The sequence below is a fragment of the Bradyrhizobium sp. 613_E4_N2_2 genome, from assembly GCF_052075995.1.
GTDB classification, from domain to species: Bacteria; Pseudomonadota; Alphaproteobacteria; order Rhizobiales; family Xanthobacteraceae; genus Bradyrhizobium; species Bradyrhizobium barranii.
Genome location: NZ_CP197234.1, coordinates 4608662 through 4623804, shown reverse-complemented (window position 1 = coordinate 4623804; position 15143 = coordinate 4608662). Strand labels below are relative to the sequence as shown.

Sequence of the window (15143 nt, the reverse complement as noted above, 5' to 3'; positions counted from 1 at the left end):
GAATTCCCTATCGGGCGCACGTCGCCCGGCGCATAGATAGGGTTCGTCTGTCCGGTTCAAAGACCGGGGCGAGGGTACCCACGTATTCGTGAAGTAAGAGGATTGGTGACTGTGCGTCCGTCATGTCGATCAAGCGGCACCGAAATTCCGGCAGCGCGAATCGAAGTCGTCCACGGGATCGACGAGAACAGCGAGGCTCTTGAAAACGTCTCCGGTGAGCGGGCGGCCGATACCGCAAGTCGGCTCCATCGGCCTCGTCAATCCAGTGATGAATGGCGATCCCAGCAGGACTAACAGAATATCGGTAAATCAATCGGTTGTGGCCCAGGTTAGGCAATTTCGGTGCGATTGAATCGCATAGAGATTTTTGGCGATTGCCTAACCGGGTCAAAGTGGGCCGGGTAGCTAGCTCGTCCGAACACAACCGTACAACCGGATAAATCGCTTTTAAGTTGTGGATAGAACAAAAGAGGGCCGCCTTAGTCGGCGACCCCTTCTTGGCGCCCCCACCGTCTTGTCCGCCCCCTCATTTTTCTGAAGCGACGCCCTGTGTCTGCGCGTCGCCAATCGTATTTATTCAGGTCGGCCTTGGTACCAGGGCCGCTGGAGCGCACCACTCCGTATTCAACCGAGGCACACAGATGGTTATGCGGGACGGAAGTTACGTCGATGATCTCTACTATGCCGGCGGGGACTCGGTGACCGTCAAGGTTTTGGTCGGTCGTGACGACGCCGAGTGGCGAACTGCGCATCTTTCCGAGATGCCGCGCGAGTGGCTGTCAGAGGTAAGGGCAGCCGTTGATGAGGCGCTTGCTAGGGCCTCTTAATTCCAATTCATAGGACGAGCAGTGAAGATACTGAATATGCGCCCATGTTCGGGCGGGAGGCGCTTTGCCTCTATCGACGTTGAGATTGCGCCCGGAGTCCGGGCAATGGATGTTTCCGTTATTCGCAAGACAGACGGCTCGCTGCGCGTCTTTGGTCACTCGCTGACCTTCGACCGCACTGTTGCCGATGGCCTGGCGCGCGCCGCGGTCGCGGTCGGAGAGTGTCAGTATGAGCGACGCTAAGCAGCGCACCGCCAAACCTGGCGACTTGCTTTCGCAGTGGTGGACGCTTGGCGCGATTGCCGCCGACAGGCGCACCACCGGCCGACACGTGAAGGCTGGCTGGGTAATCATTAATTCTTATTGGCAGAAGCACGGCAATGGCCGCGCCAGTCTGCGCTTCATCGAGCGAGCCACCGGCCTCGGGCGCCCCGCCGTCGTCAGGGCGTGTCGTGAACTCGCCGAGTGGGGGCATGTCACGCGCGTGCCTGGCGTTGGCTCCCGGCCATCCGAATACGTGCCTCGGTGGGTGACATCGGCTAGAGGTGTGCAAATCACAACCACTAACGACGACAACCCTAGTGGTGTGCAAATGGATACCGCCCCGGTATCTGAATCCACACCACTAGACGGCGCTAGTGGTGTGGAAATGGATACCGAATCCTACCTACCTGAACCGGCTTACAAGCCGGCTTCAGGAAAGGTAGATGATGATTGCGCCGCGCCTACGGCGCCGCCTTTGGCTGGGCTTGCGCCCGCCACGGCGGGGACGGCGCAAGAAGAGTTGCCAAGCGCCCAGGCCAAGCCAACCTTTGAGCTCTGCTACCGCACCTATGATTACGCCAAGGGCAAGAAGGAAGCCAAAGCGGCATGGGATGCGCTCCCGGCCGAGGTAGACCGCCCCGCCGTCATCCAGGCCGCAGCGGCTTGGAAGGCGTCATGGGCTGCGCAAGGCAAGCCGAATGCGCCGCGATATACGCTGGCGCGGTGGTTGAAAGATGAGCGGTACGACGAGGACGCGCCACGCGGTTTCCAAAAGGCGGAGCGCAGCAAGGCGAAATCGAATGCTACCAAGCCAGCCAAGCCCCGCCAGCCAGCTCCGCCGATAACGGCCCGCGTTACCTCAAGCGCGCTCGTCGAGGTCGGCAGCGGCTCAGAGTTGCACTTTACCGCAACCGACGAGGCGGGCATTCAGCACCAGCACGTTATCACGCTGGAGCATCCAGACGCAGAAACGCAGTTCGCAGGTCAGAAGCAGCTCGCCAAGTTGGTACACGCGGCCGGCCTGGAGACAATCTCCGACTCCGGTGAGCTGCACGGCCGGACTATCGTCATCACCGGCGACGGCTTTGAAGCGCCAGCAACCCGGCCGGACGACGAGACGCCGCTGCCGGTGAAGCCCGAGCCGGAGCCGTTGCCCGCGCCGGAGTCCAAGCCGCTGACTGAAGCCGAGGAGGCAGCAATCAAAGCGCGCATTGAAGCCATTGCGCCGCGACGCGAGCCAACCGAATGGGAGCGGCGACGTGAAGCTGGCCGAAGGGAATGGGACGCGGCGCATCCGGAATTCTTCGAGGATGCACCGGTCGACGATTCACCATCACCAAAGCGCCGGATGACTGTTGATGAGGAGCAAGCCGAATACGATGCTTGGTTTGAGGCCCAGTTAGAGGATGGCGCCTGATCACCGAGACGTCTCTTGAGCCGCGCAGACGGCCAACAGCACTTCACGGAGCCAAAATGACACCAGCAAACGACAACGGCCCCATTCGGGCCGACGAATTCACCGACCTTGCCGCCCGCCGGACTGGTTGGCATCAGCCCCGGCTAGGGGGCCATTTCGATCTCCCCCACCGTGGGCCTTAACTTCCGGTCCCACAGTTACGGACGTCATCCCGCAGGTTTTCAGATTATTTTCCCCCTGTGTGCAGCCGCAAGGCCACACCAAGAGCCAGGAAATGGCCTGATACAGCACGTCACGAGACAATCCATGCATCGCACCCCAATCGAGTCCCGCCTAGCTCGCGCCGGAAGGCGCTCTGATTTGCGCCTGCTGCAAGATTACGCCAGACCACCTAAGCCAGAACCGGCAAACGACGCGCCGACCTGCTCCTGGAGGTGCGCCCGTCGCCCGATGAACTGCTGAGGCTGGCCCTTCAGGACGCCATCGTTGCGCGCCCGTAGGGGCCTGTCAGCCTGGCCGATATCGACCGGGCAACCCGGCTGCGTATCCGCTTCAAGGATGGCCGTATTGATCGATGGCTCGGCGGAGACGGGCGTTGGCATTCTGCGGAGCCACACTACCGACATGAGCGTGGCAAACGCCGCCGCTCTGAGGTCGACATGCAGGAAGATGCCGCCCGCCACCTGGCACTACCCGCCACAGGCCAGCTTCCGAGCGCCGCCTACAAAGGCACTGGGAGGCCCTGCAGCTATAATGCGCTCTTGCAGCGGCTCGGCGTGAGCGGGTTCTACAGCTTCGACGAGGCGTGGGCTAACGCCGGCTTATACCCAGCGTGTCGGGTGACGCGCCACATGGTCGGCATCGCTCGCGGTGTGCAGTTCATGGCCGGAAGGGTTCGGCGGAACGCCTGTGCCTCAGAGGGGAGTTTCGTCGGCCCCGCCAGCGGCCCTGAGGGCGCTCTTATTGCCGGCCTGGACGCACCACGTGTTGCTGCCGCGCTCGGCGAGAACCATGCCGTGCTGGAGGCCAGCCTAGAAGGCCTGGCCGCACGCCAGATAGCCGACACCGGGGCAAGGCCGGTGAGCGCAAGGCTGTCGCGGCACAGGACAATGCGCTGGAGGCGTTGGCGGCGCTGGAGCAACAGCTCGCGGCCTAGCAATGAAACCATGGTCCAGCCTCATTTGAGACTGGAATCGCCGATCATATCTCCCCCGCGCTAGAACGGGGGAGGCGGCGAGACGTGGCGAACGAGCGGCGACGCAATGTCTATGCTGCGCAGATTCTGGTCGACGGCAGTCCTGTGCGGTGCAAAGTCCGCCACCTCACGGAATCCTCTGCGATCGTCCAAATCGATAACGCGCCTTTCGTGCTTTCGGCTTGCGTGTTCCAAGCGCTGGCTTGGATATTGATTGCTCGGTTGTATGGCGTGATCAGCGCCGTCTAGCTGTGAGGTTTCTGAACTGACCTCAATGTCTTTGTAGACGCGCGTCTACCTTCAAGTGGGACCGTATTCAATTGTGGGGATGCTGATACCGACGTGGCGGTGCGCCGAAGGATTGAGGGGGCATGTGCCGTCGAAAAATCTCGCTTAGCATCTGAGGCGCATGGACCGGGGAGGGGTGGGTCAGATCCTTCCACCCTTCGCCACTAACTACCAGCCGCCCCAGAAAATTCGCACATCCACAATTCAGAATATGGGGTATCTTAGATTGTATTGCATATTAACGCGCGAGCTGCGCGTAAATGTGACGAGATCAGCGCTCCGTATTCGAATAATAGTTCCGTCATGAGGCCGCTTCTATCGATCCGATCGGCCCGGAGCGGGATCGATCAGAGTGGAGGACATCGGCGCGTTGCTTGGCGGTGTCGCGAGGAGACGTTAGCGGCCGGTGGCGGCCCGATCCGCAGCCGCCTGAATCCATATTTTCGTAGAGACGGAGGACGCTCTCGTGCCCCATCAGAGCCGAGGGGAATGGGCCGCTGCGGATCGCGCCAACGGTCGTCCTCGAACTAATCTCGGAGCAGAACGTCGGGTTGCGGGTATCGAGCGGACTCGGAGGCTGGCTGCATGAGACACGTGGCCGCGGACGAGACGGCTGGCGAGAGCGACGCAGATCCGCAAATTCTCCGAGGGACAAGGCGTAAGGCCGCCTCAGTTGGCGACCTCTATCATCATTGCCACCACGTCAGTGAATAGGTTTGCTCGGTGTGTTTGCGTCGCTGTTGTCGCTGGTCGAGAAGGTGATGCCTGAGCCCCGCCAATGTCGCGCACCGATATGCTCAAATTCGCAGCCAACTATCCGGCGTTCGTTTAGCTCGCACCAATCCGCCTTTGGTTGCGAGCTAACGAGCCCGCGCCTTAAGCGCCGTGTGGCCCTGGACAAAGGCCAGAGGTCAGCCGAACGCTAGATGGAACTCAACCGTCTTAGTATTGTTTTACCTCAACCCTCCAGCTATCGGCGGGGCTGGATAGGACCCGAATGGAAAACTCAGACCGCTTCGAAGCTGCGCAATCCGGCGAGGGGCGTTATCGGCTTCTTGTTGAGGCTATCACCGACTACGCGATCTATATGCTGGATCGCGACGGGCATGTCACTAGCTGGAACCCGGGAGCGAAGCGCTTTAAGGGCTATGAGGCTGAGGAGATCATAGGGCGCCACTTCTCGACATTCTATACGGAGACCGAGCGGGAGCAGAAAGTGCCTGCGTTGGCGCTGGAGGAGGCGGAGCGAACTGGACGCTTCGAGCGAGAGGGTTGGCGTGTGCGCAAGGACGGCACGCAGTTCTGGGCCCATGTCGTCATTGACGCGATCCGTTCGCCGAAGGGCGAGCTTGTCGGTTTCGCCAAGATCACCCGGGATCTGACCGAGCGAAGGGCGGCCGAGGCCAAATTACGCGAAAGCGAGCAGCAATTCCGGCTAATGGTCCAAAGTGTGACGGACTACGCCATCTACATGCTGGACGTGGAAGGCAATGTGGCGAGTTGGAACGCTGGGGCCCAGCGCATCAAGGGGTACGGACCCGAAGAGATCATCGGTCGCCACTTCTCCAATTTCTATACGGAAGAGGATCGCGCCGCGGGCCTCCCGCGAACAGGCCTGCAGACCGCAGCCCGCGAAGGACGCTGGGAGCACGAAGGTCAAAGGGTCCGAAAGGACGGCACTCGCTTTTGGGCGCATGTCGTGATCGACGCGATTCGAGACGACGACGGGAAGCTCGTAGGATTCGCCAAAGTGACCCGGGACATTACAGAACGGCGTGAGGCGGAAGCCGCGCTCCAGGCGGCGCAAGCAACGTTGATCCGGTCCCAGAAGCTGGAAGCGATCGGCCAACTTACTGGCGGCGTTGCCCACGACTTCAACAATCTATTGCAGGTGATTAGCGGAAACCTGCAACTGCTCAGCAAGGACATCGCGGGTAATGCCCGAGCGGAGATGAGAGTCCAGAGCGCTCTTGCCGGCGTCGCGCGGGGATCGAAACTTGCTACCCAGTTGCTCGCCTTCGCGAGGCGCCAGCCGCTGGAGCCGAGGGTGGTGAACGTCGGTCGCCTGATCAAAGGCATGGATGAACTGCTGCGTCGCGCCATCGGCGAGGAGATCGAGGTCGAGACGGTCGTCGGCGGTGGGCTGTGGAACAGCCTCATCGACCCCGATCAACTCGAGAATGCCATTCTCAACCTCGCGATCAACGCCCGCGACGCGATGAACGGCGAGGGGCGGCTGACCATCGAGGCCAGCAATGCCTTCTTGGACGACGAGTATGTCCGCCACTACGATGATCTGATTGCGGGGCAATATGTGATGATCGCGGTAACTGACACGGGCGTCGGCATTCCGTCAGATATCTTGGAGCGGGTCTATGAGCCCTTCTTCACGACCAAGGCGGAGGGCAAGGGCACTGGCCTTGGCCTTGCCATGGTCTACGGTTTTCTTAAGCAATCCGGCGGACACGTCAAAATTTACAGCGAGATCGGCGCCGGAACGACGGTGAAGCTATACTTCCCGCGAGAAATGGCCATCGAGGATACGCTAGTTAGTGCCACCTCCGGTGACATCAAAGGCGGCGAGGAAACCGTACTGGTGGTCGAGGATGACGATGAAGTGCGCGAGGTCGCGGTGTCGATGCTCTCCGATCTTGGCTACCGCGTGGTGAAGGCGAGAGATGCGGTGGCCGCGCTAGCCATCGTCGACAGCGGCATACCAATCGACCTGATCTTCACCGACGTGATGATGCCCGGCACCCTGCGCAGCCCGGAGTTGGCGCGGAAAGCCAAGGAACGGCTGCCCAACGTTGCAGTCCTTTTCACATCAGGCTACACGCAGAACGCCATCGTGCACGGAGGACGGCTCGACCCGGGAGTGGAGCTTTTGGCCAAGCCCTATACGCGGGAAGCGCTTGCGCGGAAGATCAGGCATGTGCTTGCCAACCATGCTCAACGGCGTCTCGCCGCTACGGAATCGCGTCAGCCCACAAGCGAAGACGCCGTCAAGGGTGCGACCGTGTTGCTCGTCGAAGACGACGAACTGATCCGCCTGACAGCAACGGAGATGTTGAACGATCTGGGCTGCAAGGTGATGGAGGCCAGCTCCGCCGAAGAGGGGTTGAAAGCCCTCAATCAGGCTGCCGTGGATATCCTCGTGACCGATGTCGGCCTCCCCGGAGTGTCCGGCCTGCAACTCGCAAAGGACGCCCGCTCGCTGCGACCCGACTTGTGCATTGTTGTGGCGACAGGTGACAGCGGGATCCAATCCGAAGCCGAGCTCTTGGACGCGGTGCTGGTCGTGAAGCCCTACGCGCCGGAAACTCTGCGCCGCAGCCTCGAAAATGCGCTGCAGGCAAAAGCGCGACCCTAAACAGGTGTCGACAGCGCTTGCAGCGGCAGCGTCCAAGCTGCCGAAATTACGAAGCTCAATGGAGATTTCCCGAAGACTTCGGAACATTGGTTAGCGCATTCTGTATTTGCGCTCGATTGGGGCGACAGGCAGGCATTCCGTTGAGGTTAATTGATCCGGGCGGGCTTTCGTAGATTGGCAACTCGCAGCGCAATCGAGGCTCGGTCGGATGATCAACGAGCTCGTTAATGTCTTGCCCGAAGCGCCGCGCGGACAGACCACTGCTGCGCAGTACGTCCGTATGCCGAAGCTTCACGGTCGCGCGGGTGAGCTCCCGACATTCCGCGTAAACTGAAGACGTGCCAAACATCTCTGGGATAGTACGATCTAGCTATCGCTGCCCCCTCTATGAAAGCAGCGCTGGAAGCGTGGGGCCGGCAGCAATCTCTTCCATCAAGGCTTCGCCAAGGAGACCGACGACCCAGACGTCGAGTGTTCAGGCTGAGCACAACCGGTGGGAGAAGGAAAGGGAGAAGCTGACGGCTGCGCTGCGACGCGCGCGAGATTAGGCTTACAAGCTGACGAGGTACCGCAAGGAGGACAACGAAAGACCTCCGAAACGCGCAAGCTTCGGAGGTCGAAGTCTGTTTCTGTTATCTCGCGCGCGTCAGGCTCGGCGGGTTTCCGTCCTTTTGGCTCCTGTAGGAGGCCTCAAGGATCCCTCCAGCAGTCGCCGAACTCGCGGCGATCGGAGTGGATCATCGCCAAGCGGTGAGGACTGTTGGCAGAAAGGAGCCTGCGAGAACTTGGTCATCCAACGACGCTCGATGCGGTTCAGGACGTCTCTGGGCAAGGCAATGTTATCCATCGCGATCCTCAGGCGGCCAGAAGTCTGGATGTCGAACAGAGACGGTAGGGCTTCCCTCCGGGGGGATTGCGTGGACCACCGCGAGTTCGCACAGCGCTTCGAGTATCTCGTCGATGGTGACCGGCGCTTTAAGTCGAACCGGTGCCCGCAACGATGGGCAAGAAGCGATCGCCGATGCGTCAGACGCCCAGGATGCGAGAATGGCGCGTTTCTCGCAGATCGAAAGCGAAGGGTCTGCCAGTACATCCCCCGGGTGCTCGAACACGGTGCAGGGATGCAGCAGCGTGTTGAAATCGATGACATTGTCGTCGGAAGCGGTCGTCAGCCGCATGGTATCCTCCATTCTTTGGACGAAGCGGATGCCGCGCGTCGGACGACGCGCGGCATTCTCGGGCGATGGATTAGGCCGCCTTGGCCTCGATCTGGTGGACGTTGCCGGAAGACGTTGCGCCGGCAATGGCGATACGCCGCGGCTTCATGGCTTCCGGGATCTCGCGAACGAGTTCGATGGTCAGCAAGCCGTTGTCGAACGCGGCGCCTTTCACCTGGACATATTCTGCGAGGTTGAACTGCCGCTTGAAACCGCGGGTCGAGATACCGCGATAGAGGAAATCACGCTCAGTCTTGTCGGATTTGCTGCCTTCGACCGTCACCACGTTCTGCTCGGCGGTGATGACGATGTCGTCGGGCGAGAAACCCGCCACCGCGAGCGAGATCTGATAGCGGTCGTCGGCCAGACGTTCGATGTTGTAGGGCGGATAGTTGTCCTCGCTGGCCCGCTGAGCCACTTCTGCGAGGTCGAAAAGGCGGTCGAAACCAATGGTCGAGCGCCAGAGGGGGGCAAAATCGTAGGTGCGCATAGCCAAATCCTCCTAAGAGCAAGATGTCTACGAGCGGCACCGGACACAACCGGTGCCCGTCTCTGGCCGGGCCCGTCAGGCGCCCGGACGCCATCGTCAGATGGCGACAAAAAAATTAGCAAAGCCAATTTTGGTTTCAAGAGGGGGCTGAAAAAATTTTGTCACCGATTGCCGCGCCGTTACAGGTCCTCCCGCAGTCCCTTGAAGAACGGATGCCGCACCTTTCCCTCGGCGGACTTGGCGCGATACTCGATCTCAGCAAGCAGCTTCGGTTCGACCCAGATGCCTTTGTGCGCAATCATCCTGGCATAGGGCTGTGTCTTCCGGACCAGCGGCTCGAGGCGCCGCCTCAGCTCGGCCGCCGATGTCTTGTCGAAGCCGTGGTCGACCTTGCCGGCATAGATCAGGTGGTCGCCCTTGCGCCGCGCGAGATAAATGCCGTCCCATTTGCCCTCGTCAAGCGCGAAGCCGGCAATCGTCAGGGTCTCGCGTTGGGCGCAGGTTTTCTTGACCCAATTGTTGCCCCGGCCGCTGCCATAGACGCTGTCCCGGACCTTCGAGACGACGCCTTCGAGCCCAACCTTGCAGGCATGCGTGAACATCTCGCGGCCGTCGATCTCGAAGCTCTCGCTGAACTGCACGTCGCTGCCGGTGATGATCTTCTTCAGCGCAGCCTTGCGCTGGAGCAGGGGGACTTTCCGGAGGTCCCTGCCGTTGAGATAAAGCAGGTCGAAGGCGACGAGCACGATCTTCGTCGAGGCGCCCTTGAGCTCGTTCTGTAGAACCGAGAAATCCGTCGTGCCGTCGGCGGCGGGCACCACGATTTCACCGTCGATGATTGCGGCACTGGCCTTGAGGTGCCAAGCATCGTTGGCGACCTTCCGGAAGCGATTGGTCCAGTCGTGACCGCGCCGCGTGAAAACCTTCACCGCTTCGTTGGCGAGGTGGACCTGCACCCGGTAGCCATCGAACTTGATTTCATGGATCCATCGCTCGCCGGACGGCACGCGGTCGATCGAGGCCGCCAGGGCCGGCTCGATGAAGCCGGGGAAGGGCGCCTTGACGCCCAGCGCTTCCGGCTTTTTTCCCTGGAAGGCCATCGCTACACCAGGCGAAGACTGAATTGCTGCAGGTCTTGTGGTGAGTAGCGATCCACAAACTCCTGCAGGTACGAAGGCACGTCGCTCAGTTGAAGATTGCAACGACGCTGGATCTCGCCGGCAATGTCCTCGGAAACATCTTCCGACCAGCGTACGGCCGTGTTGAAGGCGACTACCCGGATCGGCTGGCGATATTTTCCGGCAAGCAGATCCTGGATGACGGTTTCCGCCGCCATCTCCAAGTCTGCTTCGCACCATGCGCTGCCATTGCGGCCGGAGTTGTCTGCGACCAGGTAGACAGTCTCGTCGCTGTTCGGGGCGATCGACAGAAGCCATCGGGACTGACGCATACGCAACTCCACGCAACAGAACCGGGACTCAATTTGATATGCGCCGGTTCGTTCCTCGGGTTGGAACCGCTCGCTTAGCCGCGCCTTTTATAACGAGAGGCAACCAGCGGAGGAAACATGGCCGTCAATAAACCGACTGGCGACAACGCGCGCAAGGGCGCGGTGAAGAAACGCTCGCAGACCAAAACGACAATCGGCGGCGCGAGCGGCTATACCAAACGCGACAGGACGTCCGGCGAGTTCATGGCTGTGAAGAAGCCGAAAACAGCGAAGAAAGCCGCGAAAAAATTCAAAGGCGTGCGGGTCGAGAAGAAAGCTAAGAAAACCGCCAAGCGCGCCCGCTAGGGTTGACGGTTGGCGTTACCGCGCGGGCTCGGTTTTGTGCTAAGGCCGCCAGGTGAGGCGGCCTTGCCATGATGAGCGTCCGCTAAAAAACGGTCCCGGCACCCCTACATGCCGGGACCGTTGGACCTCGGCGGTAATGGGGGTCGCCGAGGTTTACTGAGGTCTAGGAAGATTCGGCAATCCGGTCTGTATGCCTTCCGACATAGGCGGCGCCACTGGTCGCTCTCTCTGAGTAATCGACGCGCCTTAGCTTTTCCAAGCCCACGACCTGCAGTGGCTCGCGCTCGTTCCACGACGCTAGGATGATATTGACGCAGCTTTTGCCGAATGGCTTCGGGAACGTTCGGTGGGGCCGTCGTTTGGAAAGCAATGACGAGCACGACCGTAGTTCTCATTCCCGGCATGCTGAAAGCGCTTCGCCTGGCGCGCGTCTACGGCTTTTTGGTCGAGCGCAGGGACGGCCTGTATTACCCCGGCAGCAGCCAGCCGGCATGTTCGAAGGCTTTGGCAGAGAAGATGGTTGAAGGCGGCTGGCTGGTGAAACGTGGAGAGCGTTATCAGCCGACAGAGAAGGGTTGGCATGCAGGAAAAGCCGGTTCGGATGTGGGGTAAGGTAGGTGAATCCCAGGGCCGCCCGGTGAAGATTACGCTGGCTAGATGCGCGAGATGGGCATGCGCAGCGTCCTGTCTATCGCGCTAACCGATGCAGCCATAGCGTAGCCCTGAACGCCGATTACTGGCCGGACGATCTGCGGCTGTCCGACCTCGAGCCGCGGTTCTTTTCTCGGTCGTGCGGCCGGCGCGGCGCCGACGTCCGGCCGGATTTCAATTGGAACGCAAAAGGGTCTATCGGCGGCGTGAGCTATCGGTAGCCACCTTAAAGACGGCCCCGGCCATGGGGGCTTTTGAGGTGTGGGACCGGAGCCGCTTGGGGATGCTTGGCCCTTGGCAAGACCAAGCGATTTTCAGATTACTCTGCCCTCACAGCGTTTCTGTTCGTTTGAGCACATTGCTGGAATCAAAAAATGCCGATTTTTCCCGGTTCCGCTTACATATGTTATTAGCGGCCGCGCAGCGCCTTGATAGCCTCGGAAAGCCGGGCTGGTTCTTGATTTCGGATTTATTGCGTACCCGGGCGGCTCGCAGCTACAAGTTTGGCGGCGGGCATATTTCAGCAGAGAGTTTAGATCGGCGCTTCAAAACTAAGGCCGCCCTGGGGCGGCCTTTTTGCATTCACCAACAAAAAAGCCGCGGCCCCAGCTGCTGCCGGGCGGCTGGGGCCGTTGGGTTGCTCGGGCTGGCAGGGGGACCCAACATCCAGAGCACAACAACAAACTGCTCATTTGCCACTTGTTCCTACGTACAGGCCCGCCCCCGAGAGACCATGGTCAACGGAGCTGGTAGGCACGGGCTGGGCTCGGCCCAAGCTGAAGAGGGATCAATAAGAGGCCCCCAACTGAGGCGGCCTTAGAGGTGCGGCGCCAGGTAGTCGAGAAATTTGAAAAAACAGTAGAGGGCGAGAGCGGTTACAGCGACGAAAGCGACAATCATCGTCGCCCATTCGCGTTTGGAAAATAGATCGAAGTCGAACATAAGGAGCCCTTGCCGAAGAGCTAACGCCGAGAATGTATAGCCGTCTCCTACCGAGGCGGCCTCACGCTATCTCGTTTTCCCAAACCTGCCTGTAGCACCTCTGACATTCGAACACCCCAACGTTTTGGTTCACGCGGGGATCGAATGTCGAAAAAGCAAGAGCCAACTCCCCATGGCAATGGGGGCACGAAGGGTATGGGCCTCGGTCTTGCGGTGGAGCTTCTTTGCCTGCGTCTGTCATCGTTGGTCGGCACGTTCCCGTTCATCCAATGCCGAACCACTACCATGACCAAACGGTTCCCTAAACGATTTAGGGCACTGCATTTTTCAAACAGGCCAGTACAGGGCCCGCGGGCTGAACCAAATCTCTACGCCTCCCGATCGGCGCATTCGGACCTTTGAGACACGACAAGCGTTGACGCTCCAACCGGCAGGACCGTGAACCTGGAGTGGCGGACGTGAGTATAGTCCCTCTGGAATTTGAAAGACGGTTGGCGCAGCGGTGGGCGGCCAGATTTCAAAAGCCCGTTCCCCCAGTACAGCAAGAGCGTCAGCCACCCAACGAAGGTTGGCAGGTCGTCACTAGCTCGAAGCGAAAGGAATTATCTGCCAAGAAGTGGCGCCAGCGCATGGAGAGCCCGCCGGCTCAATAGCCGGCGGGACAAAAAGATTAGCGGCCTCGCAAACTCGATATGGTCGTGACGGCAAGCGCGGCCAGCAGCCCGACACAGACAGACGTTACGGGTCAGCTCATCCTCGGCGGAACTTCTCGACGACAAACCAAGTGAGACTTACTTACGTGGTTCGGTCACCACTTTGGTTGATCCGTCCGGCGCTGCCTGCATTCCTGGTGGGCTTTGACCTTGCGGGCTTTCCGGCGGCGCGCCACCCGATTTCGTATCCAGCGGTCCGGTCCAACCTTGTGGCTGCAATTGACCTTTTTCTTCTGGTGCCGATTGTCCAGTTGGCGCGTTCAAGTCTTTCTTCGGATCGGCTTGCGCTGTCGCAAATCCGCACGAAAAAGCCCAGCAAATCGTCGTTATCAGAATGATCCTCACGTCAACCTCCGCTTGGCTTACTCAAACAAACAGGCTGGGCCACCCTTCAGTTCCGTATTGCAATGCGGGCGAACGACCGATGGAAAGCGAATGTCCGCTCCGGCTCAAAATGCGAAGAACTCAGCGTGAGCGAACCACCAGAGGCGCCAGTATGGTCGTAAATGTTCGTGGAGACATGGCAGAGACGTCCGCGGTATTCGTCGATGGCGATGACGTGTTCGCCATTGGCGAACGACATGAGCATTTGTCGGGTTGCGATCCATACAATCGAGCTTGCACCAGTTGATCTACATGGCTGACGGTGTAGGTCTGTGCCGGGCGCTGGAGATCTCACCCCATTGGGGACCAAGCGGTGATCATTGAAATTCTGGCCCAGATCATTTTACAACTGGCATGGTACTGTTCGGCGGCGTTGTGGCCGAGATTGCGCAGAGTACGCAAGCTGGCGCGCAATGGATGGCAACCTTTCGAAGGAAGCTGCGTTCGTCAGGGCGCAGGAACTTCTCAAAGGGAGCGATCAAACTTGTGCCAGCCAAGGTTCATGTCCGATTACACCGCCCTCAAAGTCACCGCTCTCGACGCGGTTAACGAGCTGCTCAACCATGTTGACTGGGGTGCCGACGATGGGAGTGAGCGTTGCGCGATCATCGGGGTGTGTAGATCGCATATCACCGAGAACATCGACAAGATCGCAACCACACGCGAGCAGGCCTTCGCTTTGATTGATGAAGTCGCCCAACAGATGAAAACGGATTGGGACGAAATTCACGACGTGTTCGAAAGAAAATGATCGATGCGTCAGGCACCGATGACGTCGCGCGCTACAATCAGGTGTGCAACGCTATCCTGCTGTCGAGCGCTTCAAGCAATGAGCAACCGCAAGGGCGTCGTTTTTCACGACGAGCTGCGGCCGAGAACACGATGCACAAGTGCATCACCGCTGTGCGGTCGCTGCCGATGGAGCTGCGGCTCAACTCGAAGCGGTGGCTGGAGGAGCGGGGATTAGAAGCGCTGGATGATGGCGATGTCTAGGGCGCGTACCCATAAGGAGGAGAGGTCAGCTTTTTGACCCGCCACGTAGGCGAAGGTTCTGGTCTCGTCAGAATCACATTGCACCTCTAGTACAATGACCCAGGGGCACCCTTATTGTCGGCGAGGTGCGGTCCTTGCGGCAATTGTTTGAGTCAATGCTGCCGGAAATGTATTCGACGTTGGTGGAGAGATGCCGCAAACGATCCGGGGCGCGGGGTGGCCGTGAGGTCAGTCGAAACCGATCGACACAGCCTGTGAGCCCGACTGCGCCAAGCGTCCCGTTCCTTTTTCAGGTCTGACAATTCGTTGCGGAGCAGCTTGATAATTTGGCGCTGGGTGTCAATCTCCGCCTGTAGGAGAGCCATTTCTGCCCGTTCCCAGCCCGCATCGTCTTGCCCCACTGAGTCGCCGGGGCTTCCCTCGGCCGCTCCAAAGGCGTACACGCGGTGCAGCAGCAACTCGGCGGTGTCGATCTGGCCGATGTTCAAATCGCGAGATACCGGGGCAGCTTCCTTCAGCCTCAACATGGTGGACCTCTTTTTAGGTCACCCCCATTGCAACCTCCCAGATCCGGCTTAACCATTCGTTAACCCTGGA

13 protein-coding genes and 2 pseudogenes are annotated in these 15143 nt (G+C 59.9%); 8 read left to right on the top strand and 7 right to left on the bottom strand.

The window, feature by feature from the left end; genetic code table 11:
- Window positions 1-932: 932 nt before the first annotated feature.
- Complete coding sequence (locus tag AB7290_RS22175) at window positions 933-1070, top strand: hypothetical protein (RefSeq protein ID WP_245344072.1); 138 nt, start codon at window positions 933-935, stop codon at window positions 1068-1070.
- Complete coding sequence (locus tag AB7290_RS22170) at window positions 1057-2508, top strand: MarR family transcriptional regulator (protein WP_144030725.1); 1452 nt, start codon at window positions 1057-1059, stop codon at window positions 2506-2508. Before AB7290_RS22175 ends, AB7290_RS22170 begins: the two co-directional genes overlap by 14 nt.
- A 377-nt stretch (window positions 2509-2885) precedes the next feature.
- Here AB7290_RS22170 and AB7290_RS22165 read toward each other — a convergent pair whose 3' ends face one another.
- On the bottom strand, window positions 2886-3191 hold the full coding sequence (locus AB7290_RS22165) for a hypothetical protein (protein ID WP_441253831.1): 306 nt from the start codon (window positions 3189-3191) through the stop codon (window positions 2886-2888).
- A 1797-nt stretch (window positions 3192-4988) separates the two neighbouring features.
- Here AB7290_RS22165 and AB7290_RS22160 point away from each other — a divergent pair.
- Both AB7290_RS22160 and AB7290_RS22155 read left to right on the top strand, forming a co-directional pair.
- A complete protein-coding gene (locus AB7290_RS22160; RefSeq protein ID WP_441253829.1) occupies window positions 4989-7361 on the top strand; it encodes a PAS domain S-box protein in 2373 nt (790 codons plus the stop codon).
- Window positions 7362-7679: 318 nt separating this feature from the next.
- Window positions 7680-7830, top strand: a pseudogene (locus AB7290_RS22155) (cell envelope biogenesis protein TolA); the annotation flags it as partial.
- A 386-nt stretch (window positions 7831-8216) separates the two neighbouring features.
- On the opposite strand, the pseudogene AB7290_RS22150 reads toward AB7290_RS22155, so the two are convergent.
- The 4 genes and pseudogenes from AB7290_RS22150 to AB7290_RS22135 form a co-directional block, all read right to left on the bottom strand.
- Window positions 8217-8539: pseudogene (locus tag AB7290_RS22150) on the bottom strand (hypothetical protein).
- 70 nt (window positions 8540-8609) lie between these two features.
- On the bottom strand, window positions 8610-9068 hold the full coding sequence (hspD, locus tag AB7290_RS22145) for a small heat shock protein HspD (RefSeq protein WP_085398159.1): 459 nt from the start codon (window positions 9066-9068) through the stop codon (window positions 8610-8612).
- Between the two features lie 179 nt (window positions 9069-9247).
- Complete coding sequence (gene ligD / locus AB7290_RS22140; RefSeq protein ID WP_441253827.1) at window positions 9248-10168, bottom strand: non-homologous end-joining DNA ligase; 921 nt, start codon at window positions 10166-10168, stop codon at window positions 9248-9250.
- A gap of 2 nt (window positions 10169-10170) precedes the next feature.
- Window positions 10171-10518: a hypothetical protein gene (locus tag AB7290_RS22135; protein WP_085398180.1), complete on the bottom strand. Its 348-nt coding sequence runs from the start codon at window positions 10516-10518 to the stop codon at window positions 10171-10173.
- A 117-nt stretch (window positions 10519-10635) separates the two neighbouring features.
- Here AB7290_RS22135 and AB7290_RS22130 point away from each other — a divergent pair, with 117 nt between their 5' ends.
- Both AB7290_RS22130 and AB7290_RS22125 read left to right on the top strand, forming a co-directional pair.
- Window positions 10636-10863 (top strand): hypothetical protein, encoded by a 228-nt coding sequence (locus AB7290_RS22130; protein ID WP_038937520.1) that lies wholly within the window; start codon window positions 10636-10638, stop codon window positions 10861-10863.
- Between the two features lie 369 nt (window positions 10864-11232).
- Complete coding sequence (locus AB7290_RS22125) at window positions 11233-11475, top strand: hypothetical protein (RefSeq protein WP_085398182.1); 243 nt, start codon at window positions 11233-11235, stop codon at window positions 11473-11475.
- A gap of 1772 nt (window positions 11476-13247) precedes the next feature.
- On the opposite strand, the gene AB7290_RS22120 is transcribed toward AB7290_RS22125, so the two are convergent.
- The gene (locus tag AB7290_RS22120) at window positions 13248-13514 is read right to left on the bottom strand and encodes a hypothetical protein (RefSeq protein WP_135216012.1); all 267 of its coding nucleotides are present in this window, start codon (window positions 13512-13514) and stop codon (window positions 13248-13250) included.
- Window positions 13515-13866: 352 nt separating this feature from the next.
- On the opposite strand from AB7290_RS22120, the gene AB7290_RS22115 reads away from it, so the two are divergent.
- Together AB7290_RS22115 and AB7290_RS22110 are read left to right on the top strand one after the other, a co-directional pair.
- Window positions 13867-14304, top strand: a complete 438-nt coding sequence (locus AB7290_RS22115; RefSeq protein ID WP_144030521.1) for a hypothetical protein — start codon at window positions 13867-13869, stop codon at window positions 14302-14304.
- Window positions 14301-14546 carry a hypothetical protein gene (locus tag AB7290_RS22110; RefSeq protein ID WP_085398129.1) on the top strand — a complete coding sequence of 82 codons (246 nt, stop codon included), beginning with the start codon at window positions 14301-14303 and terminating at the stop codon, window positions 14544-14546. Before AB7290_RS22115 ends, AB7290_RS22110 begins: the two co-directional genes overlap by 4 nt.
- 152 nt (window positions 14547-14698) lie before the next feature.
- Here AB7290_RS22110 and AB7290_RS22105 read toward each other — a convergent pair whose 3' ends face one another.
- The gene (locus AB7290_RS22105; RefSeq protein WP_135217341.1) at window positions 14699-15073 is read right to left on the bottom strand and encodes a hypothetical protein; all 375 of its coding nucleotides are present in this window, start codon (window positions 15071-15073) and stop codon (window positions 14699-14701) included.
- Window positions 15074-15143 lie beyond the last annotated feature (70 nt).

Excerpts from the sequence above, each read along its gene's own strand:
- AB7290_RS22135 (WP_085398180.1), bottom strand. The coding sequence starts at position 10,518 with ATGCGTCAGTCCCGATGGCTTCTGTCGATCGCCCCGAACAGCGACGAG.
- AB7290_RS22105 (WP_135217341.1), bottom strand. The coding sequence starts at position 15,073 with ATGTTGAGGCTGAAGGAAGCTGCCCCGGTATCTCGCGATTTGAACATC.
- AB7290_RS22175 (WP_245344072.1), top strand. The coding sequence starts at position 933 with ATGGATGTTTCCGTTATTCGCAAGACAGACGGCTCGCTGCGCGTCTTT.
- AB7290_RS22125 (WP_085398182.1), top strand. The coding sequence starts at position 11,233 with ATGACGAGCACGACCGTAGTTCTCATTCCCGGCATGCTGAAAGCGCTT.
- AB7290_RS22160 (WP_441253829.1), top strand. The coding sequence starts at position 4,989 with ATGGAAAACTCAGACCGCTTCGAAGCTGCGCAATCCGGCGAGGGGCGT.
- AB7290_RS22170 (WP_144030725.1), top strand. The coding sequence starts at position 1,057 with ATGAGCGACGCTAAGCAGCGCACCGCCAAACCTGGCGACTTGCTTTCG.
- AB7290_RS22130 (WP_038937520.1), top strand. The coding sequence starts at position 10,636 with ATGGCCGTCAATAAACCGACTGGCGACAACGCGCGCAAGGGCGCGGTG.
- ligD (WP_441253827.1), bottom strand. The coding sequence starts at position 10,168 with ATGGCCTTCCAGGGAAAAAAGCCGGAAGCGCTGGGCGTCAAGGCGCCC.
- AB7290_RS22110 (WP_085398129.1), top strand. The coding sequence starts at position 14,301 with ATGATCGATGCGTCAGGCACCGATGACGTCGCGCGCTACAATCAGGTG.
- hspD (WP_085398159.1), bottom strand. The coding sequence starts at position 9,068 with ATGCGCACCTACGATTTTGCCCCCCTCTGGCGCTCGACCATTGGTTTC.